This is a genomic window from Geodermatophilus sp. SYSU D00705 (genome assembly GCF_054050135.1).
On the sequence record NZ_JBJGYT010000017.1, the window covers coordinates 55,154 to 74,861 of the forward strand.

The 19,708-nt window shown below is 73.2% G+C and carries 16 protein-coding genes and 1 pseudogene; 8 read left to right on the plus strand and 9 right to left on the minus strand.

The genetic code is table 11. From position 1 onward, the window contains the following. Positions 1-23 precede the first annotated feature (23 nt). The gene (locus tag ACI78Q_RS14675; protein WP_456924134.1) at positions 24-2,888 is read left to right on the plus strand and encodes a vitamin B12-dependent ribonucleotide reductase; all 2,865 of its coding nucleotides are present in this window, start codon (positions 24-26) and stop codon (positions 2,886-2,888) included. A gap of 505 nt (positions 2,889-3,393) precedes the next feature. After that, on the plus strand, positions 3,394-4,848 hold the full coding sequence (locus ACI78Q_RS14680) for an FAD-binding oxidoreductase (RefSeq protein ID WP_456924135.1): 1,455 nt from the start codon (positions 3,394-3,396) through the stop codon (positions 4,846-4,848). Positions 4,849-4,959: 111 nt separating this feature from the next. On the opposite strand, the gene ACI78Q_RS14685 is transcribed toward ACI78Q_RS14680, so the two are convergent. Continuing rightward, complete coding sequence (locus ACI78Q_RS14685) at positions 4,960-6,453, minus strand: MFS transporter (RefSeq protein ID WP_456924136.1); 1,494 nt, start codon at positions 6,451-6,453, stop codon at positions 4,960-4,962. Between the two features lie 337 nt (positions 6,454-6,790). On the opposite strand from ACI78Q_RS14685, the gene ACI78Q_RS14690 reads away from it, so the two are divergent. Continuing rightward, the gene (locus ACI78Q_RS14690) at positions 6,791-7,285 is read left to right on the plus strand and encodes a DUF1707 SHOCT-like domain-containing protein (RefSeq protein WP_456924137.1); all 495 of its coding nucleotides are present in this window, start codon (positions 6,791-6,793) and stop codon (positions 7,283-7,285) included. A gap of 398 nt (positions 7,286-7,683) precedes the next feature. After that, positions 7,684-8,751 carry a LuxR C-terminal-related transcriptional regulator gene (locus ACI78Q_RS14695; protein WP_456924138.1) on the plus strand — a complete coding sequence of 356 codons (1,068 nt, stop codon included), beginning with the start codon at positions 7,684-7,686 and terminating at the stop codon, positions 8,749-8,751. 25 nt (positions 8,752-8,776) lie between these two features. Here ACI78Q_RS14695 and ACI78Q_RS14700 read toward each other — a convergent pair whose 3' ends face one another. Then, on the minus strand, positions 8,777-9,772 hold the full coding sequence (locus ACI78Q_RS14700) for an anti-sigma factor RsbA family regulatory protein (protein WP_456924139.1): 996 nt from the start codon (positions 9,770-9,772) through the stop codon (positions 8,777-8,779). Positions 9,773-10,126: 354 nt separating this feature from the next. Here ACI78Q_RS14700 and ACI78Q_RS14705 point away from each other — a divergent pair, with 354 nt between their 5' ends. Continuing rightward, the gene (locus ACI78Q_RS14705) at positions 10,127-11,863 is read left to right on the plus strand and encodes an MFS transporter (protein ID WP_456924140.1); all 1,737 of its coding nucleotides are present in this window, start codon (positions 10,127-10,129) and stop codon (positions 11,861-11,863) included. Positions 11,864-12,012: 149 nt separating this feature from the next. On the opposite strand, the pseudogene ACI78Q_RS14710 reads toward ACI78Q_RS14705, so the two are convergent. From ACI78Q_RS14710 to ACI78Q_RS14725, 4 genes and pseudogenes are all read right to left on the minus strand, one after another. After that, positions 12,013-12,267: pseudogene (locus ACI78Q_RS14710) on the minus strand (GMC oxidoreductase); the annotation flags it as partial. After that, on the minus strand, positions 12,192-12,758 hold the full coding sequence (locus ACI78Q_RS14715; RefSeq protein ID WP_456924141.1) for a hypothetical protein: 567 nt from the start codon (positions 12,756-12,758) through the stop codon (positions 12,192-12,194). The gene ACI78Q_RS14715 and the pseudogene ACI78Q_RS14710, both read right to left, overlap by 76 nt. 267 nt (positions 12,759-13,025) lie before the next feature. Further along, on the minus strand, positions 13,026-14,018 hold the full coding sequence (locus ACI78Q_RS14720) for an ABC transporter substrate-binding protein (protein ID WP_456924142.1): 993 nt from the start codon (positions 14,016-14,018) through the stop codon (positions 13,026-13,028). Positions 14,019-14,043: 25 nt separating this feature from the next. Further along, on the minus strand, positions 14,044-15,378 hold the full coding sequence (locus ACI78Q_RS14725; protein WP_456924143.1) for an SLC13 family permease: 1,335 nt from the start codon (positions 15,376-15,378) through the stop codon (positions 14,044-14,046). 179 nt (positions 15,379-15,557) lie between these two features. Here ACI78Q_RS14725 and ACI78Q_RS14730 point away from each other — a divergent pair, with 179 nt between their 5' ends. Further along, positions 15,558-16,325 (plus strand): IclR family transcriptional regulator, encoded by a 768-nt coding sequence (locus ACI78Q_RS14730; RefSeq protein ID WP_456924144.1) that lies wholly within the window; start codon positions 15,558-15,560, stop codon positions 16,323-16,325. Positions 16,326-16,331: 6 nt separating this feature from the next. Here ACI78Q_RS14730 and ACI78Q_RS14735 read toward each other — a convergent pair whose 3' ends face one another. Beyond that, entirely contained in the window at positions 16,332-16,493 is a 162-nt protein-coding gene (locus ACI78Q_RS14735) for a hypothetical protein (protein ID WP_456924145.1), read from the minus strand. Positions 16,494-16,595: 102 nt separating this feature from the next. On the opposite strand from ACI78Q_RS14735, the gene ACI78Q_RS14740 reads away from it, so the two are divergent. Further along, positions 16,596-16,973: a hypothetical protein gene (locus tag ACI78Q_RS14740; RefSeq protein WP_456924146.1), complete on the plus strand. Its 378-nt coding sequence runs from the start codon at positions 16,596-16,598 to the stop codon at positions 16,971-16,973. An 11-nt stretch (positions 16,974-16,984) separates the two neighbouring features. Here the strand turns inward: ACI78Q_RS14740 and ACI78Q_RS14745 are convergent, their stop codons facing one another. After that, complete coding sequence (locus ACI78Q_RS14745; RefSeq protein WP_456924147.1) at positions 16,985-17,602, minus strand: hypothetical protein; 618 nt, start codon at positions 17,600-17,602, stop codon at positions 16,985-16,987. A 211-nt stretch (positions 17,603-17,813) separates the two neighbouring features. Here ACI78Q_RS14745 and mgrA point away from each other — a divergent pair, with 211 nt between their 5' ends. Then, a complete protein-coding gene (gene mgrA / locus ACI78Q_RS14750; RefSeq protein WP_456924148.1) occupies positions 17,814-18,848 on the plus strand; it encodes an L-glyceraldehyde 3-phosphate reductase in 1,035 nt (344 codons plus the stop codon). A gap of 3 nt (positions 18,849-18,851) precedes the next feature. Here mgrA and ACI78Q_RS14755 read toward each other — a convergent pair whose 3' ends face one another. Beyond that, complete coding sequence (locus tag ACI78Q_RS14755) at positions 18,852-19,649, minus strand: SRPBCC family protein (RefSeq protein ID WP_456924149.1); 798 nt, start codon at positions 19,647-19,649, stop codon at positions 18,852-18,854. Positions 19,650-19,708: the final 59 nt, after the last annotated feature.

Consider the following 19,708-nt stretch of genomic DNA (forward strand, 5'->3'; position numbering starts at 1 on the left):
ACCCACGACACAGGGAGAGCTCCGTGACCGAGACCGAGGATCGTTTGACGGGCCGCACGCGTCGCGCCGCCAAGGCGCCGACGAGGGGGAAGGGCCTGAAGGTCAAGCGCGTCTTCACCACCGCCGGGGTGCACCCGTACGACGAGGTGACCTGGGAGCGTCGTGACGTCGTCATGACCAACTGGCGGGACGGCTCGATCAACTTCGAGCAGCGCGGCGTGGAGTTCCCCGCCGAGTGGAGCATCAACGCCACCAACATCGTCACGACGAAGTACTTCCGCGGTGCCGTGGGCACGCCGCAGCGCGAGAGCAGCCTGCGCCAGCTCATCGACCGGGTGGTGCTCACCTACGGCCAGGCCGGCCGGGAGCACGGCTACTTCGCCACCGAGGGCGACGCGGAGATCTTCGAGCACGAGCTGACCTGGATGCTGCTGCACCAGTACTTCAGCTTCAACTCGCCCGTGTGGTTCAACGTCGGCACCAGCGCGCCGCAGCAGGTCAGCGCCTGCTTCATCCTCGCCGTCGACGACACGATGGACTCGATCCTCAACTGGTACCGGGAGGAGGGGCTGATCTTCAAGGGCGGCTCCGGCGCCGGCCTGAACCTCTCCCGCATCCGCTCCTCCAAGGAGCTGCTGTCCTCCGGTGGCACGGCCTCCGGCCCCGTCTCCTTCATGCGCGGCGCCGACGCCTCCGCCGGCACCATCAAGTCCGGTGGCGCCACCCGGCGCGCGGCGAAGATGGTCGTCCTCGACATCGACCACCCCGACATCGAGGAGTTCATCGAGACGAAGGCGCGCGAGGAGGACAAGATCCGCGCGCTGCGCGACGCCGGGTACGACATGGACCTCGGCGGCAAGGACATCACCAGCGTCCAGTACCAGAACGCCAACAACTCCGTCCGGGTCTCGGACGAGTTCATGCGCGCGGTGGAGGACGCCACCGAGTTCGGCCTGCGCGCCCGCCTCGACGGCACGGTCATCGAGACCGTCGACGCCAAGTCGCTGTTCCGCAAGGTCACCCAGGCCGCGTGGGAGTGCGCCGACCCGGGCATCCAGTACGACGACACGATCAACGACTGGCACACCAACCCCGAGACCGGGCGGATCAACGCGTCCAACCCGTGCTCGGAGTACATGAGCCTGGACAACAGTTCGTGCAACCTGGCGTCGCTGAACCTCATGAAGTTCCTCAAGGACGACGGCACGTTCGACGCGAAGAACTTCGTGAAGGCCGTCGAGCTGGTCATCACCGCGATGGACATCTCGATCTGCTTCGCCGACTTCCCGACCGACCCGATCGGTGAGACCACCCGCGCCTACCGTCAGCTGGGCATCGGCTACGCCAACCTGGGCGCGCTGCTGATGGCCACCGGCCACGCCTACGACTCGCGGGGCGGCCAGACGCTGGCCGCGGCGATCACCTCGCTGATGACCGGCACCGCCTACCGCCGTTCGGCGGAGCTGGCCGGCATCGTCGGCGCCTACGAGGGCTTCGCCCGCAACGCCGACGCCCACGCCCGCGTGATGCGCAAGCACGCCGCGGCCAACGACGCGATCCGTCCGGTCGGCGCCGACGACGCCGACGTGCTCAAGGCCGCGACGGCCGAGTGGCAGTCGTGCCTGGAGATCGGCGCCGACTTCGGCTGGCGCAACGCGCAGGCCTCGGTGCTCGCCCCCACCGGCACCATCGGCTTCATGATGGACTGCGACACGACCGGCATCGAGCCGGACTTCTCGCTGGTCAAGTTCAAGAAGCTGGTCGGCGGCGGCTCCATGCAGATCGTCAACCAGACGGTCCCGCGGGCGCTGAAGAGCCTGGGCTACCAGGACGAGCAGATCGAGGCGATCGTCGAGTTCATCGCCGAGCACGGCCACGTCGTCGACGCGCCGAGCCTGCGCCCGGAGCACTACGAGGTGTTCGACTGCGCGATGGGCGAGCGGGCCATCTCCCCGATGGGCCACGTCCGGATGATGGCCGCGGTCCAGCCGTTCATCTCCGGTGCCATCTCCAAGACGGTCAACATGCCGGAGACGGCGACCGTCGAGGACGTCGAGAACATCTACTTCCAGGGCTGGAAGCTCGGCCTCAAGGCGCTGGCGATCTACCGCGACAACTGCAAGGTCGGTCAGCCGCTGTCCGACGCCAAGGCCAAGAAGGCCGAGGCAAAGGCAGAGGTCGAGGCGGCCGTCCCGGCTGCGCTGGCGCACCCGGTGCGCAAGCGGCTGCCGAAGAAGCGGACCAGTGTCACCACCTCCTTCAGCGTCGCCGGCGCCGAGGGCTACATGACCGCCGGCATGTACGACGACGGCAGCCTCGGCGAGGTCTTCCTGAAGCTGGGCAAGCAGGGGTCGACCCTGGCCGGTGTGATGGACGCCTTCTCCATCTCGCTGTCCATCGCGCTGCAGCACGGTGTGCCGCTGGAGACCTACATCCAGAAGTTCACCAACATGCGCTTCGAGCCGGCCGGCATGACCGACGACCCGGACATCCGGATCGCCCAGTCGGTGATGGACTACATCTTCCGCCGCCTGGCGCTGGACCACCTGCCGGTCGACAAGCGGGCCACCCTCGGCATCTTCAGCGCCGAGGAGCGCGCCGCCCAGGTCTCCGGCTACGGCACCTCCGCATCGACCGCGACGGTCGTCGAGGAGGAGGAGGTCGACCTCGAGGCGCTGCGTGGTTCCGCGCCGACGGAGGCCCCGGCCACGCCCGAGCCCAAGGCCGAGAAGTCGGTCAAGGAGGCCCACTCCTCGGCCGAGCTGCTCGAGCTGGTCACCGGCACGGCCACCGACGCGCCGCTGTGCATGACCTGCGGCACGAAGATGCGCCCGGCCGGCAGCTGCTACGTCTGCGAGGGCTGCGGCTCCACCAGCGGCTGCAGCTGATGTAGTCGGCCAGCAGATGTCCCGGCTGGCGCGGTCAGCAATGTCCTGACTCGGGTCGGCCTCGTCCCGAGCCGGGGCGGCGGAACACTGCCGGGGCTGGCTCGACCTGTCCAGTGGCCCGGTCCCTCGTCAAGGGGACCGGGCCACTGGACGTTCGGGACAGGACGACCCGGGGAAGGGAGAGTTGCGGGAGATACGCGCCTGCCCGCTCGCGGGCACGACTGCCGGAACGACAGCGTCGCGGGACTCCGTGCCTCCGAGCTCGGCTGCCGAACCTCTCTGCACGCGGTGCGCCCTGTGGTCCTGTCCTGGCCCGTGGCGCGGCTGTGACCCCACGGTGGACCGGCTGTGCCGGGAGTCATCACACGCCGGGACGCGTCGGTCGGCTGCCGCGGCGAGACGCACAGGGGTGTTCGACAACTGACTGTGTGCGACGGTGCCGTCTGGCTTCCCGAGCTGTCACACGGCATCGAGAGGCGGATCACGAGCCCGCAGGGAGACTGCCATGCCGCTCGATCGCTCTGCTCTCACCCGGATCACCCGGTCGGTTGCTGGAGAGGTGCTGCAGCCGGCCGACGGGAGGTTCGCCGCTGCACGGGCTGAAGCCATCTGGAACGGCGCCATCACGCGGCAGCCGGCGCTCATCGTGCGGCCCGACTCGTCCGAGGACGTCATGCGGACGGTTGCTCTTCTTCGCGAGGAGGGGGCGGACTTCACGGTGCGCGGCGGCGGTCACAGCGGTGCGGGGAACGCCGTGGCAGATGACGCGGTCATGATCGAGCTGTCCCGCCTGGCCGAGGTTCGGGTTGACCCGGACGTGCGCCGGATCCACGTGGGAGGTGGCGCGACGTTGGCCGCCGTTGACGGTGCGACCGCGCCGTACGGTCTGGCCGTGGTCGGCGGCACGGTGAGTCACACGGGCGTGTCGGGCCTGACGCTCAGCGGCGGCCTGGGCTGGTTGACGTCCCAACAGGGGCTGGCCTGCGACAACCTGGTGTCGGCGACCCTGGTGACCGCCGACGGGCGCACGGTCACCGCCTCTGAAGAGGCCGAGCCTGATCTGTTCTGGGCCCTGCGTGGCGCCGGCACCAACTTCGGGGTCGTGACCGAGCTCGTGTTCGCCCTCCACGAGGTCAGCCCGATGGCCAACCTGGGCATGTTCTTCTGGCGGCCGGACGACGGCTTCGAGCCGCTGCGTTTCGTCCGCGAGTACCTGTTCGAGCTGCCTGCGGGGATCGCGGGTGCCGTGGTCGGGATGTCCGCGCCGCCGGAGCCGTTCGTACCGGAGGAGTATCGCGGCGTCAGGGGAGTCGCGGTCATGGTCGCCGGCTGGGGCAGCGCCGAGGAGCACGCCGCGGCGGTCCAACCGTTGCGCGAGCGCAACCCGTTGTTCGAGATGGTCACTCCGATCCCGTACGTGGCGCTGCAGCGGATGCTCGACGACGCCAATCCGTGGGGCATTCGCGCCTACGACAAGGGGCTGAACCTGGATGAGCTGAGCGATGATGCCCTCCAGGTCATCCTGGAGCGGCTTCCGCGCCTGCGGTCGCCGCTGTCCTACGTCCCGATGTTCCCGCTAGGCGGCAGGTACAGCGAGATCTCCGACGAGGCCACGGCATGGGGCAGCCCCCGACGCCCCCACTGGGCGCTGGCCCTCTTGGCCCTTGCTGCCGACGACCCGACCTACACGGCTGACCGGGACTGGGTCCGCGACCTCTGGCAAGCCTTGCGCCCATACGCGCCTGACGACGGGACGTACCTGAACTTCGAAGCCGACACCGACGAACGGCGCGTGCGCGCGTCCTACGGCGAAGGCAAGTACCGTCGCCTCGCCCAGCTCAAGGGCACCTGGGATCCGGAGAACGTCTTCCGACACAACCCCAACATCATGCCCGCCACAGCCGGCCTCCCCTCACCCCGCGGAGCCGCGACCGCGCGGGGCGAACAGACCGTCCGCTGACGACGTGCACCGCGGCGGCTCTCTGCATGGTCGCGGACACGGGCGGAGCACCGGTGGCTCAGGGTGGAGACGGCCGCCGCGGCGCCACGGTCCAGTCCCGGACGACCGGGTTCAGACGGGTGGTTCTCCGCCGCCACGGGCCGCGACGACCGGAGCGGGAGCCGAGGTCAGGGCCGGGTCGACGACGCCCGTCGGCTCGTCCGGACCCGCGGGGTCCGCGTCCCGGGCCGCCGCGTACGCCGCACTCAGCCGCCGGTAGGCCGGGCTGGCGAACGCCGCCAGGACGGCGAGGACCCCGATCAGCCCGGTGACGACGAAGACGAGCGCGATGCCGCGGTCGGGGCCGGTCCCGAACCAGCCGCCGATCGCCCGCGCACCGGCGCCGTCGGTCATGAACGGGATGACGAGGAACTCCGTGAGCGGGGCCATGAGGAAGGCGGTCAACGGGGACGCGGCCTGCTCGACGCTCTGGGCGAAGCCGAACACCCGGCCCTGCCGCTCGTAGGGCACCACCCGCTGCAGCACCGTCTGCTCGGCGGCCTCGGCGAAGGGCATCACGGTCATGAACACGGCCATCGCCACGGTCAGTGTGACCACCGAGGAGGCCAGCGGGAACAGCATCGTGCCGGTCCACATCGCCACGTCGACCAGCAGCAGCACCCGGATCGGGCGGCTGCCCAGACCGATCCGGGCCACCAGCAGCCCACCGATGATCAGCAGCGCGGACAGCCCGCCCCACAGCAGCCCCCACGCCTGCACCGACATCAGCGACAGGCCGTAGGGGTCCATCAACGCCATGAAGGCGCCACCGAGGAAGTTGTTGAAGCAGCTGAACAGGATCAGCGGCAGCAGCCCGGGCACGCCGCGGACCAGGCGGAGTGTCCCGCGCAGGTCGACGCCGGACCCGGCTGGCGGGCCGTTCCCGGCCCCGGCGAGCGGCGCCGCCCCGTCCCCGGCCCCGGCGAGCGGCGCCGCCCTGTGCTCGGGCACCTGGACGCGGGTCAGGTGCACCACCGACAGCACCAGGACGGTCAGAGCGAGCGCGAGGACGGCGGTCATGCCTCCGAAGGCGATCAGCAGCCCGCTGATCACCGAGGTGACCAGCATGGACAGGCCGGTCGCCGATCCGACGAGCCCGTTGGCGCGGTCCCGCCGGTCCGCCGGGACCAGCAGCGTGACCAGCGTCGGCAGCGCGATGGTGCGCGGGTTGCCGGCGATCACGCCGAGCATGAGCAGCACGACGAAGCACCACAGCGGCAGGCTGGCCGCCGTCCGGAACGACTCCTCCGGGGTCAGCTGGTACACCGCCAGCGCCAGCGCGTACAGGACGGTCGACGCACCTGCCGAGGCCTGCAGGACGGCGTGCTTGCGGTGGTGGTCGACCAGGCTGCCGAACCAGATGCCGGTCCCGGCCGTCGCGACCAGGAAGATGCCGGCGATCATCCCGGTGGCGAACACCGACCCCGTCTCGAGGAACACCCAGAAGGTGACCGCGAACCAGACGGTGTAGTTGACGACCGACACCAGCAGGTTGTTGACCAGCAGGTGGGCGAAGACCCGCTCGGGTCCCGAGCGCAGGTCGAGTGCGGGAGCCCGGTCGGCCACGGTGTCCTCCTCCGTCGGCACCGGGGTCCGCGGGCGGGGCCCGGTGCCGGTGCGGTCTCCAGATGAGACCGCGCGGAGCGGGCGCGCTCATCGGTGCACGCCGATGTTGCCTGCACCGCGTCGTCCGGTCAGCCGGGTCCCCCAGGCGGGACCGGAGGAGATCCGTGGGCGTGACGCGACGTCCGGCTCGCGGAACGACACCGGCCCCCTGCACGGCGCAGCCGTCGCGCCGGGCCGCGTGCCGTCGCGGACCTGCGCGGGCCGGATCCGGCCCGGTACCCGGGGGTGCGGGTGCAGGCTGTGGCCCTCTCCGCGTCGCGCCCCGAGAGGAGCAGCCATGCCACCCCTGATCGACACGGACACCGCGACCACGTCCACCCCGCGGATGCGCGCGTCGGACGCCGACCGACTGGCCACCGTGGAGCGCCTGCAGGACGCGGTTGCCCGCGGCCTGCTCGGTCCGGATGAGGGCAGCGAGCGGATGGCCGAGGCCTTTGCCGCCGTCCACCTGACCGACCTCGACCCGCTCACCGAGGACCTCCCGCCGGCGCCGCCCGAGCGGACGGCGCCGGGCTGGCGGTCGGTCGGGGCGCTCGCGGTCGAGCAGTTGCGGGCCTCCCTGACCACCGCCACCGGCGGGTTGAGGGCGGCGCGCGTGGGGGTCGTGCTCCTGGTCGCCGCCCTCTTCCTCGTCCTCGTCGGTGCCCTGAGTGGGGCGGCGCTGTCCGACGGCGGTGGGGACGGCGGGGGCGGGGGCTGGCACGAGGACTGGCACGAGGACTGGGACGACGACTGGGACGACGACTGGGACGACGACTGGGACGACGACTGACCGCTCGGCGATCGCGGCGTCGTACGGGGCGAGAGCGCTCCGCCGCCCCAGGCCTCGGCTCAGCCCGGAGCGGGGGAGGGGGGAGAAGTTGGCCTGCTCCGCGCACGGGGGCCGACTGGTTGACCGCTCCGCGTCGTTGCGGAGGGGGACTCCCCGGAGGGTCTGCTACCCCCGGACGAGGCCGCCACGCGCGGACGGTAGGTGTTTTTACGGGTTCTTTGAGAGGCATGGTGCTCGTGGAGGCGTGTGCTCGCTTCCGGTCCCGCGGTGGACGATGATCCTCTGAGTCGACACCGGACGACCGCGGCACCCGCGCTGAGACGTGGCGAGGGGTGGACGTTCCGAGTTGGTGTGGGAACGACGAGGCGACGCCGCCAGCGCCCGGAGTCGGGACGTCGATGGACCATGCCGAGATCCTCCGCGACTTCACCCGCCTCGCCGCCGAACCGGGCGGGCTGGCGGAGCGCGCCGAGGCGCTGCTCACGCTGCTGCAGCGGGTGGTGCCCTTCGACGCAGGCGCGATCAGCCTGCTGCTGCCCGACCAGGACGTGCACGCGCTGGTCGCCGGTACCGGCTTCGGCGAGCGGATCCGGCACTACCTGGTCAGCCCCGCCCTGCTCGCCGACGTGGACGTGGTCGGCCTGCGCCGATCGCACCGGCCGGTGCGGCTGGGGGACCTGGTGGTCGCGCCGTCGGAGCTCATCGGGTGGTCCGAGTACCTGGAGCCGGCGGGGTTCCGCGACGGCATCGTCGCCGGGCTGTTCACCGCCGAGGGCGACTACCTGGGGGTGCTCGGCCTCATCACCGAGGCGCCGGGCCGGATCACCGATGCCGCCCGGGACCTGGTCGGGCTGCTCGCGACGCCGATCGCGACCGGTGTGGACCCGTGGCGGTCCCTCGCGGCGATCGCCCGCGGCGTCGAGCCTGCCACGGCCGGGATCGTCCTGACCCCCTCCGGCGGGGTCCAGCCGCTGCCGGGACTGCCTGGCCACCGACTGCTCGAGGCGGGATCCGGCGTCCTGGCGGCCGCCGCCTCGCAGTTGGCCGAGGGGGGCTCCCTGGTCTCGTTCCTCGCTCCGCCCCCGGCCGTCGCGGGCGACGGCGTGGCAGCCGACGGTGCGGGGACACACGTGCGGATCACGGTGATGGCCGCTCCGCCGGACGTGCGGTTCCTGGCCAGCGCGGTCGTCCTCACCGGCCCGGCCGGGGAGCTGTACGGGCTCAGCGCGCAGGAGCTCCAAGTGCTCGGGCTGCTGGTCACCGGGGCGTCCAACGAGCGGATCGCGACGGCCCTGGGCATCACGCGGCGAACCGTGGACGGGCACGTCGACCACGTGCGGGCGAAGCTGGCCGGGCGGTCCCGCACCGCCGCGGCCGCGCGGGCCCTGCGGCTGGGCCTGTTCGTGCCACCGGCCCTGTTCGTCCGCCGGTCGGCCCGTGTCCCGGGAGGACGGCCACCGGCCTGAGCGGGGTCCGCGGCGGAGCGGGAGGTCAGAGCGGGTGCGGCCGGTCGCTCGCGGGTTCGTCGTCCGGGCCGGGGAGGCGGCCACCGCGCAGCCGCACCGTGAAGCCGCCGGTGTCGGTGAGCAGGGCGATGTCGACGGAGGGGAACTGGTGCGCCAGCCACAGCCCGAGTCCCGCGCCGGCCGTGCCCTCGGGGGCGGGGACGAGGCCGGTGAGGGGGTCCGTCGGCCCCGGGCCGGTGTCGTGCACGTGCACCACGGTCCGGTCGGGGCCCGTCCAGGCCCGCACGGTGACCGGCCGGCGCCCGTACAGCTGGGCGTTGAGGACCGCCTCGGAGAGCGCGAACAGCAGCTCGTCGGACGTCGCGGCGTCGACCCGCCCGCGCGCCGCCGCAGCGACCCGCCGCCGGACCTGCCGCAGCGGAGCGTCGGTCAGCGTGACGGCGGGGCGGGTCCCCTCCAGCGGATCGGCCGCCGGGGGCAGGGGCGCGAAGTCGGGGACCGTCTCGTACCGGAGGCTGGTCGCGACGCCGCCGTCAGCGCTGAGCAGCCGGGGGTGGGTGCGTGCCACGACGTCCCGCACGGCGTCGGCCACGGTGGTGGCGTCGTACAGGCAGCGGCTGTACACCGGGTAGTCCTGCCAGGTGACGTTGACCGCGGACTCGTACCGGTCCCAGCCGGCGAACCGGCCACCGTTGCCCTCGTGCGGGACGTCGCCGGCGATGCGGATCTGCTCGGCGCCGGTCGCCACGTGCTCCTCGAACTGTTCCCGGTAGGCCTCGATGGCGCGCGCGGGTGTGGCGTACAGGCTGCTGTCGCCGATGAAGGTGACGGCCTCCGGTCGGGGCAGCGACGCGCGCAGCAGGTCGCACTTGCGCTCGTCGTAGCCGAGCACCACCGGCTCGCCCGCGGCCAGCCCGTCGGTCACGAAGGGCACGATCAGCGCCAGGAACTCCTCGTCGGAGGCGTAGAAGCCGGCCTCGTGGACGTGCCCGACGCACCCTCGCGCCCTGCCGGTCCTCATGGCTGCGCCGCCGATCGTGCACAGCGCAGGACCTCGTGCGCGCAGCACTCGGCACCCCGTGGACCACGGCTCTCGGCGGAGCCCGCGCGACCGGAGGGACGCACAGCCCTAACGCTACGCCCGCCCGGACGGCGTGCGACCACGGTCCGGCTCCTTTCCGGATCCGCCGGTCGGCACGCAGCCCTCCGCGCCTACGACCCCGCTCGGCAGCGCGTCGGGAACGGGCGGACGGCGATCGGCACTCGCGACGCCGCCACCTGGTGGCGCCCGCCCGGCGACCCGGGGTGCGAGGACCGGCGTGGCTCGTCCGGCGCGGGTGATGCCGGACGGCGGTGCCTCGGCGACCGTGCCGGGATGACCGTTGCCGTCGGTCCCGAGGCGAGGACCGCACCGCGGCGGGCGGGGCTCGTCCTGACCGCGCTGATCCTGGTCGCCGCGGTGGCCAACCTGAACCTGTCGGTGGCGAACGTGGCGCTGCCGTCGATCGGCCGGTCCTTCGACTCCGGCCAGACCGCCCTGGACCTGATCGCGGTGGGCTACTCGCTGGGCCTGGCCTGCTCCGTGCTGTGGCTGGGCGCGCTGGGCGACCGGTACGGGCGCAAGCTCATGCTGCTCTCGGGCACGACCCTCGCCGTCCCGATGTCGCTCCTGGCGGCCTACGCGCCGAGCGATGTCGTGCTGTTCGCGGCCCGGCTGGGCGGCGGCGTGGCGGCCGGGATGGCGTACCCGACGACCCTGGCGCTCATCACCGCCCTCTGGACCGGGCCCGGCAGGACGAAGGCGATCGCCCTGTGGTCCGGCGTCGGGGGAGCGATCGCCGCCCTCGGCCCGGTCTGCTCCGGACTGCTGCTGAGGCACTTCTGGTGGGGATCGGTCTTCCTGCTCACCCTGCCGCTGGCCGTGCTCGCCGTCGGCATGGCGTGGACGCTCGTGCCGTCCCACGTCAACGAGGCCACCGGAGCGGTCGACAACTGGGGCGGCCTGATGTCGCTGGTCCTCGTCGGCTCGCTGATCCTGTCGATCAACTTCGCGCCGGTGCCCGCCGCCGGGACCCTCACCCTCCTGCTCGCCGTGGTCGCGCTGGTCGCGCTGGTCGCCTTCGTCGTCCGGCAGCGGCGTGCGCGCGAACCGCTGTACGACCTGGCGGTGGCCGCCCGGCCGACCTTCTGGGTGGCCGCCTGCGCCGGGATCATCGTGTTCGGCTCCCTCATGGGCGCCATGTTCATCGGCCAGCAGTTCCTGCAGAACGTGCTGGGCTACTCCACGCTCGCCGCGGGGCTGGCGATCCTGCCGGCCGCAGCGCTGATGGTGCTGGTCGCGCCCCGGTCGGCGGCTCTCGTCGAGGCCCGCGGCGCCCGCTTCGCGCTGCTGAGCGGCTACGCCTTCGTGCTGCTCGGCTTCCTGGTGATGCTGCTGCTGTGGCGTGAGGACGCCGGCTACTGGCGCGTGGGGCTCGGCTACGCCCTGGTCGGGATCGGCGTCGGCCTGGCCGGCACCCCCGCCTCGCACTCGCTGACCGGGTCGGTGCCGGTGCGCCGGGTCGGCATGGCCTCGGGCACGGCCGACCTGCAGCGGGACCTGGGCGGGGCGGTCATGCAGTCGGTCTTCGGCGCGCTGCTCACCGCCGGTTACGTCTCGGCGGCCGGCGCCGAGCTCGCCGCGGCGGGGGCGGACGTCCCCACCAGCGTGCAGAGCGAGCTGACCAAGTCCTTCGCCAGCGCCGCCGACACCGCGCAGCGGTACCCGGCGCAGGCCGACCAGATCGTGGCGGCGGCCGAGACCGCCTTCCTGCAGGGCGACCAGTGGGCCTACCTGGCCGGGATCGTCGCCGTGCTGCTCGGGGCGGCGCTGGTGTTCTTCGCGTTCCCCCGGCGGGACCAGGAGCGCCGGCTGCTCGCCGGCTACCGGGACGACGACGCGCCGCCCGCCGGCGTGGCTGCAAGGACCGACCGGGAGGCCGCGGGACCCGACGTCCCCACACCGCGCACGCCACCCGAGCCCTCGGCCGGCGGCAGGCGACACCGTGCGGACGAGCGCACGCCCGGCGGTGTCCCGGCGCAGGAGCACCAGGGCCCCGAGCGGGAGGGGTAGGGAGTCGTCCACGCCGTGGCCGGTCGAGCGGCCGGCGGTCGAGCGGCCGTCTCGACCCCGGGCGACGACCGGGGCTGCGGAACCGCCCGGGTGCCCGCGCCCGCGAGTCGTTCGAGCAGGTGGTCGCCGACCCGCAGCGCGTTCGCGATCGCGGTCAGCGAGGGGTTCACCGCGCCGATGCTCGGGGAGAAGCTCGTGTCGGCGACGTAGAGGTCGTCCAGTTCGTGCGCCTTGCAGTGCGGGTCGAGCCCCGAGGTCGCCGGGTCCGTGCCGAACCGGATGGTGCACGGCGGAGAGCTGGAGAGCTCCTCCGGCTGACCTCCGGCGGCTACCTCAGGGCGGCGCTCCGCCGGCTGGCCATCCGCCGCTGGACCGACCACCCGAAGGCGCTGAGCACCAGCCACGCCGCGCCGCTGACGACCGCCTCGGTCGCGGTGTCCGGCGTGCGCAGGAAGCCCAGCGTGTCCGGCCAGATCCGGGCCACCCCGCTGAGGGCGAGCGCGGCGCCACCGAAGGCGCAGGCCCAGATGACGGCGGCCTCGCGGTAGCGCTGGGTGGCCAGGCCGGTGAGCACGGCGACGGCTCCGGTGAAGAGGACCGCCAGGACGACGTTGCCGTCGTCCTCCTCCAGCAGCCCGAAGAGCTTCGCGCCGATCACCGCGCCGGCGATCGCCCCGGTGAAGAACAGCGCCGCCCGGAACACGAAGGTGGCCAGCACCCAGGCCACCACGGCGGTGCAGAGGGCGACGACCGCCGCGACGCCGGGCGAGGCGCCGAACGCCTCCGCCAGCAGCCAGCCGAGGGCGAAGCCGGACGACAGCACCGCCAGGTGGATCGAGAGCAGCCCGGCGAAGCACAGCAGCAGGCCGACGACGGCCACGCCGACGCCGGTCACGCCGCGCGCTCCGCGGGACGCGGTGCCGGGACGTGGGTGGCCGTGTCCGGCCGGTTCGCGCTGCTCGCCATCCCGGGCCCTCCCGTCGGCGCTGTCCGGGGAACTCTCCGGGGGCCCGGGCCGGTCCGGCGTCACCCCCGGAGGGTGAGTCCGCACGCCGTCCCCGCCCGGCGCGACGGCGACCCGTGGGCGATGAGGGCACCGCCTGACGCGACGGCGCCCCGGCCCCGCGAGGTGCGGGACCGGGGCGCCCGGGTGCGCGGGTGCTCAGACGACGACCGCGGCCAGCGACTCCGGGGCGAACAGCTCCTCGGGCTCGTACCGCCGCGGCGAGAGGCCCTGCTCGTGGTGGTAGCGCAGGAACGTCTCGAGCGTGGTCCGGTTGGCCTCCAGGCCGTAGGGCCACCAGTCCTCCCCGAGCGCGGTCCGGGTGCGCTCGACCTCGGCCCACAGCCACGGCAGGGCGTAGCGCAGCGCGGCGGTCTCACCGACGCCGGCCAGGCCGACGTCCTTGGCCGCGCCACAGGCCTTGACCAGCTCGCGGGCCAGCCAGCGGTGCTGCTCGTAGACCTCCCGGCGGATCACCAGCGTGTGCATGATGGGGAAGATGCCGGTGCGGGCGTGGTACTGCCGCTCGACCTCGGCGGCGTCGCCGAACAGCCGCCGGATGCCGCCCCCGCCCGGGGTGTTGAACGGACCCGGGTTGCGGGCGCTGTAGACCGCGTCGAGCTCGCCGTCGAGCAGCAGTTGGGAGAGCGTCTCGGACGACCCGATCGGGGTCACCTCGACGCCGGCCGGCAGCTCCAGCTGCACCTTCTCCGTGCGGCCGGGCTCGTCGAGGCCGCCGGTGCGGTAGCGCACCGACTCCACCGGCAGGCCGTGGTGCTCGGCGAGCGTCCCGCGGATCCACACCGACGCGGTGATCTGGTACTCGGGCACGCCGACGGTCTTGCCCGCCAGCTCGGCCGGGTCCTTGATCGGCGAGTCCGACCGGACGTAGATGCCGCTGTGCCGGAAGGCCCGGGACGGGAAGACCGGCACCGCGACGAACGGCGCCCCCCGGCCCAGGGTCATCACGTAGCTGGACAGGGACAGCTCGGCGATGTCGAACTCACCGAACTTGAGCATCCGGAAGAACGTCTCCTCGACCGGCAGGTCGAGGAAGTTCAGCTCCGCGCCGCCGACGCGGACGGTGCCGTCGCGCAGCGCCTGCATGCGGTCGTAGGCCTGGCAGGCCATCGTGAACACGGGTGCGGCCATGGGGGCGCTCCTCTCGGGGTGGGGATCAGCCCAGCTGGGCGGGCAGGACGAAGAGCAGGACGGAGGCCAGCGGCGCGACGACGATCATCGTCAGGCCGAAGGTGAGCAGCTTGCGCGAGACCGAACGCTGCTGGTCCTCGGGTGCGCTGGCCACGACCAGGGCGCCGACCGAGGAGAACGGGCTGGCGTCGACGACGGTCGCGGACAGCGCGATCGCGATGAGCAGCGCGGTGGGGGAGAGGTGGCCCAGGGCCATCAGCGGGATCGCGAGCGGCACGATCGCGCCGATCACCCCGGTGCTGGAGGCGAACGCCGACACCAGCGCGGCGACCCCGCAGAGCAGGAGCGCGCTGACCACCGGGGAGCCGACGCCGGCGACGCCCTCACCGATGCGCGTGATCGTGCCGGCGCGGTCGAGCACCTCGATCAGCGTGACCAGGCCGCAGACCAGCAGGATGACGTTCCAGCTGATGTGCGCGGTGTTGGCCTTGCGGGGGAACACCACGTGGACGGCGACGGCGGCCACGATCGCCAGCATGCCGATGTCCCAGCCGAGGACGAGGGAGCCGAGCGCCACCAGTGCGATCGCGACCAGCGTGGTGGCCCGGGCGGCGTCCAGCCGGGGGCGGAGCATCACCGGCGCCGTCGACGCGACGACCGTCGCGGCACCACCGCCGCCGATGCCGGCGGAGGGCGCCGACTCCAGCGGGGTCCCGCCGCCGTCGGTGGCGCGAACCGCGTCGCCCAGCCGCTCGCCGGTGGCCCGCAGGCCGCCCAGGACGACGTAGACGGCGACGGCGAGGACGACGTTGAACGCCAGGGTCCCCAGCCACAGGGTGACCGGGCTGACGTCGAAGCCCTCGCCGGCCACGGCCTCGTTGGCGATGATCCCGAGGGTGGACAGCGGCGAGAAGGTGCCCGCGCCGACGCCGGTGACGACCATCAGACCGGCCAGCAGCGGGCGGATGCCGAACTCGCGGGCCAGGCTGATGCCGATCGGCGCCATGATCCCGGCGGCGGCCTGACCCGGCGCGCCGGCCGAGGTGACCGCGGCGGTGACCGCGAAGAGCAGCAGCGGCACGACCCGTGCGTTGCCGCGGACGAGCCTGGCCATCGACATCACCAGCCACTCCGTCGTGCCGTTGGCCGCGGCGACGGAGAACAGGTAGGTGATGCCGAACAGCAGCGTGAAGAGGTTGGCCGGGAACCCCGACAGGATCGTGGGCACGTCCTCACCGAGCACCAGCGTGCCGAGGGCGAAGGCCCCGACGAGCGCCAGCGCGCCGATGTTGACCGTGCTGATCGTGCCGACGAGGAACACGGCGAGCAGTACGACGACAGCGAGGACGTCGATGGACACGTTGCCTCCGCGAACGGGCGTCCGGGCACTCCGGACGGCAGGGGGAGGGGCGGGCGGACTGCCCGCACCTGGGGAGGTGCCGGGGGTCGACGCCCCGGCCACTGCGCTCCATGGGACCCGGGTCACTGTGTCCCGGACAACAGCCCTCCCTATAGTCGGGAGGATCGGAGGTGGTCCGGGTGCCCGGAACGGGGTCGCGCAGCGTCGCGTCCAAGGTGTGCGCGGTGCTCGACGCGATCGGTGCCGCGCCCGCCGGCCTGTCGGCGACCGAGGTGAGCCGGGAGACCGGCATGCCGCTGTCGACGGCCCACCGGCTGGTGCAGACGCTCGCGGCCTGGGGCGGCCTGGAGCGGCAGCCGGACGGCCGGTACCGCGCCGGGCTGCGGCTGTGGGAGGTCGCCGCCTCCGCGCCCCGGGCCAGCGCGCTGCGCGACACCGCCCGGCCGTTCCTCGAGGACCTCTACGAGGCGACGGAGCAGAACGTCCAGCTGGCGGTGCGGGACGCCGGCGCGGCGCTGGTCGTGGAGCACTTCGCCACCCGGTCGGCGGTGCGCACGGCGACCCGCATCGGCGGCCGGCTGCCGCTGCACGCCAGCGGGGTCGGGCTGGTCCTGCTCGCCTGGGCGCCCAAGGAGGAGCAGGACGCCGTCCTCGCCGGCCCCCTCGAGCGCTACACCCCCAACACGGTCACCGAGCCCGGTCGGCTGCGCAGGGTGCTGGCCGAGGTCCGGCGGTCGGGCGTGGCCGTGGCGACGAGCACGATGCCGCTGCCGGCGCTGGCCGTCGCCGCACCGGTGGTCGGCCGCGGCGGGGTCGTCGTGGGCGCGGTGTCGGTCGTCGTCCCCCCGGAGGACACCTCCGCGCCGAGCTACGTGCCCGCGGTGATCGCGACCGCGCGCGGGGTGTCCCGGCAGCTGGCCGGCGTGCCGGTGGCCACGCGCCGGTGACCCGGGTCAGAGGCGGTTCTTCTGCTTCCCCCAGCCGAACACGGCGGTGGCCACGAAGAACAGCAGGCCGATGACCGCCAGCCAGAACAGGCCCTCGACCACCGCGCCGATGACGGTGATGACCAGCCAGATGACCAGCAGGAGTCCGAGTAGGCGGAGCACGGTCATCTCCCAGGGGGACGGCGGTCGGGGTCGTCGTCCCCGACCCTAGGCCCTGAGGGGCCGCCCACCAGGGCCGAGCGGCCCCGCCACGAGAGAGGAGCCCGCGCCGTGCTCGACGACCTCGACGCACTGCTCGCCGGCGTCAGCCAGGAGGTGGGCGCCCTGGTGCGGGGCGCCGACGAACTCGTCCGGCGCACCGACGCGGACGTCGTCCGCGTCGTCTGGCCGCACCAGAAGACGGTCGGCTACGGCGTCGGCCCGAAGAAGACCACCGAGCACTACGCCTACCTCGCCGTGTACGGGCAGGTGCTCAACCTCGGCTTCAACCACGGCGCCGGGCTCGACCACGGCGGCCTGCTCGACGGCACCGGGAAGTCGTTCCGCAAGCTCCGCGTCCACGGCACCGAGACGCTGCAGGACCCGCGGGTGGCCGGCCTGCTGCGCGCCGCCCGGGCCGAGCGCCTCGCCGCCCTCGGCCGCACCTGAGGGGGCAGCCGTCAGCGCTCCAGGTCACGGATCTCCTGGTCGAACGTGACACCCACCACGAGGCCGTAGGGGATCTGCACCACGCCGCCGTGAGGCAGCGTGCAGACCGCGGTGCCCCGTTGCCAGACGCGCTTCCAGTCGAGAACCACCTCGACGGCGGTCCGGCCGGGGACCGTCACCTCGATCTCCTCCTCGAAGAGGTTCTCCTCCTCCCAGGTCTTCGCGTACCTGCCGGAGACGGCGGACGTGACCTCGGCCTTCAGATCCACCAGCAGGCTAGGGGTGAGGCAGAGCCCGCTGGCCGTGGACTCGGAGCGCTCCACCTCGACGTCGCACCGGCGTAGCCAGCGGTGCGTGGCGACCATCCGGCGGACGGACGTGACGTCGCTGCGCGAGTTGTCGATCACTCGTGCCTCGCGGCCGAGCGGCTCGAGGACCCGCGCGGTCTCCCGGAGGGTGACCGTCGTAGCCGTCTGCGGTGGTGGCCGGACGTCGGCTTCCGGGGCGAAGACGCGCCATTCCCCGAGGCACCTGGGGCACTGCGCGATCGCCCCTCTGTCGATGAACGGCGCGAGGGCGAATCGCGAGATGGGCGTGCCGTCGGGGCGCCGGTCTCGCGTCAGGACCACGCGGTTGCAGTGCGGACACCGGAAGGTCAACTCGTATCGCTGTTGTTCCCGGGACAAGCCGAACATCGACGTCCTCCTCGGAACAACGAGGAGCGGTGGGGCTGCCGCCCGCGTGCGAACTGTGGCACTGCCGGGGCGGGGTCGGCAAGGAACACCGCCGCCCTCGGTCGCGGCCGAGCCGGTCGGCCGGGCCGCTGGTTGGATCGAGTGCATGGCCTACCGCGCGTCCGACACCCGCTACGACTCGATGACCTACCGGCGCACCGGCCGCAGCGGCCTGGACCTGCCGGCGATCAGCCTGGGCCTGTGGCACAACTTCGGGGACGACGTCCCGTTCGACCGGCAGCGAGACATCCTCCGCCGCGCCTTCGACCTCGGGATCACGCACTTCGACCTGGCCAACAACTACGGCCCGCCCTACGGCTCGGCCGAGACGAACTTCGGCCGACACCTCGCCGACGACTTCGCGCCCTACCGCGACGAGCTCGTGATCTCCACCAAGGCCGGCTACGACATGTGGCCCGGCCCCTACGGCCAGGGCGGCGGCTCGCGGAAGTACCTCACCGCCAGCCTCGACCAGTCGCTGCGCCGGATGGGCCTGGACTACGTCGACATCTTCTACTCGCACCGCCCCGACCCGACCGCGCCGCTCGAGGAGACGATGGGCGCCCTGCACAGCGCCGTCCGGGCCGGCAAGGCGCTCTACGCCGGCATCTCCAGCTACGGCCCGGAGGACACCGCGAAGGCGGCGGAGATCCTCGCCGACCTCGGGACGCCGCTGCTGATCCACCAGCCGTCGTACTCGATGCTCAACCGCTGGATCGAGACCGAGGGCCTGCTCGACGTCCTCGAGGACGCCGGCGCCGGCTGCATCGCCTTCTCCCCGCTGGCCCAGGGGATGCTGACGACCAAGTACCTGGACGGCGTCCCGGCGGGCTCGCGGGCCAGCCAGGAGAAGTCGCTGTCGACCGACCTGCTCACCGAGGAGGCGCTCGGCCACGTGCGGGCGCTGAACGACATCGCGCAGCAGCGCGGGCAGAGCCTGGCCCAGCTGGCGCTGGCCTGGGCGCTGCGCGACGCCCGGGTGACCACGGTGCTCATCGGGGCCAGCAGCGTCGGCCAGTTGGAGCAGAACGTCGGCGCGCTGCAGAACCTGGCGTTCGCCGACGGCGAGCTGGCCGCCATCGACCAGCACGCCGTCGACGCCGGCATCGACATCTGGCAGGCGCCGCGCACCGGCGCCTGAGGGTCAGCGGGGCCGGTCGGCGGTCCCGTCCTCGTCGCGGCCGACGCCGGGGTCGAGGGTGCGCTGCGCGATCGGCTCCGGCCCCTCGTCGAGGACCTCGGACGGGACGCCCGCCCCGGCCTCCGAGGCGTGGGCGGCGAGCCGCTCCGACGGGGGGATCTCCACCGGTCCGGGCTTGTCCTCGGCCTCATCGGAGCCGCTCGCGGCCACCGCCGCTCCCACGGCTGCGGCGCCCGCGGCCACCGCGGCGACGCCGGCCGCGACCGCGGTGCCCGAGACCCCGGCCTTCCCGCTGTCGCCGCGGGTGGCCGCGGCGTCCTCGACGCCCGGGGTGCCGACGCCGGCGCCGGCGTTGATCGACCCGCGCCAGACGCCGGTCGGGTAGCCCTCGTCCTCGACCAGCGCCTTGAACCGCTCGAGGTCGGAGCGGACCTGCCGCTCGACGATGCCGAGCGCGTCGCCGACCCGCTCGACGACGCCCTCCGGCTCGTACTCCAGCGTCAGGTGGACCACCGTCGCGTTCGGCCCGGCCGCCTCGAACCGCACGGCCCCGGCGTTGGTCGCCCCGCTGGTGGCGGCCCACGCGATCCTCGTGTCCGGTTCCTGCTCCAGGATGGCGGCCTCCCACTCGCGGCGGACGCCGGCGATCTGGGCGACCCAGTGCAGCCGGCGGTCGTCGAGCTGGCGCACCTCGGTGACGCCGCCCATGAAGTGCGGGAAGTCCTCGAACTGTGTCCACTGCCCGTACGCCGTGCGCAGCGGCACCTCGACCTGGATGGAGCGTTCGACCCTCGTCGTCATGGGGACGCCGGGTACCCCTCCGGCCCGCCCTGATGCGCAGGCTCAGCGGCGGCGGCCCA

Excerpts from the sequence above, each read along its gene's own strand:
- ACI78Q_RS14680 (WP_456924135.1), top strand. The coding sequence starts at position 3,394 with ATGCCGCTCGATCGCTCTGCTCTCACCCGGATCACCCGGTCGGTTGCT.
- ACI78Q_RS14690 (WP_456924137.1), top strand. The coding sequence starts at position 6,791 with ATGCCACCCCTGATCGACACGGACACCGCGACCACGTCCACCCCGCGG.
- ACI78Q_RS14695 (WP_456924138.1), top strand. The coding sequence starts at position 7,684 with ATGGACCATGCCGAGATCCTCCGCGACTTCACCCGCCTCGCCGCCGAA.
- ACI78Q_RS14700 (WP_456924139.1), bottom strand. The coding sequence starts at position 9,772 with ATGAGGACCGGCAGGGCGCGAGGGTGCGTCGGGCACGTCCACGAGGCC.
- ACI78Q_RS14705 (WP_456924140.1), top strand. The coding sequence starts at position 10,127 with ATGACCGTTGCCGTCGGTCCCGAGGCGAGGACCGCACCGCGGCGGGCG.
- ACI78Q_RS14720 (WP_456924142.1), bottom strand. The coding sequence starts at position 14,018 with ATGGCCGCACCCGTGTTCACGATGGCCTGCCAGGCCTACGACCGCATG.
- ACI78Q_RS14735 (WP_456924145.1), bottom strand. The coding sequence starts at position 16,493 with ATGACCGTGCTCCGCCTACTCGGACTCCTGCTGGTCATCTGGCTGGTC.
- mgrA (WP_456924148.1), top strand. The coding sequence starts at position 17,814 with ATGGCCTACCGCGCGTCCGACACCCGCTACGACTCGATGACCTACCGG.
- ACI78Q_RS14755 (WP_456924149.1), bottom strand. The coding sequence starts at position 19,649 with ATGACGACGAGGGTCGAACGCTCCATCCAGGTCGAGGTGCCGCTGCGC.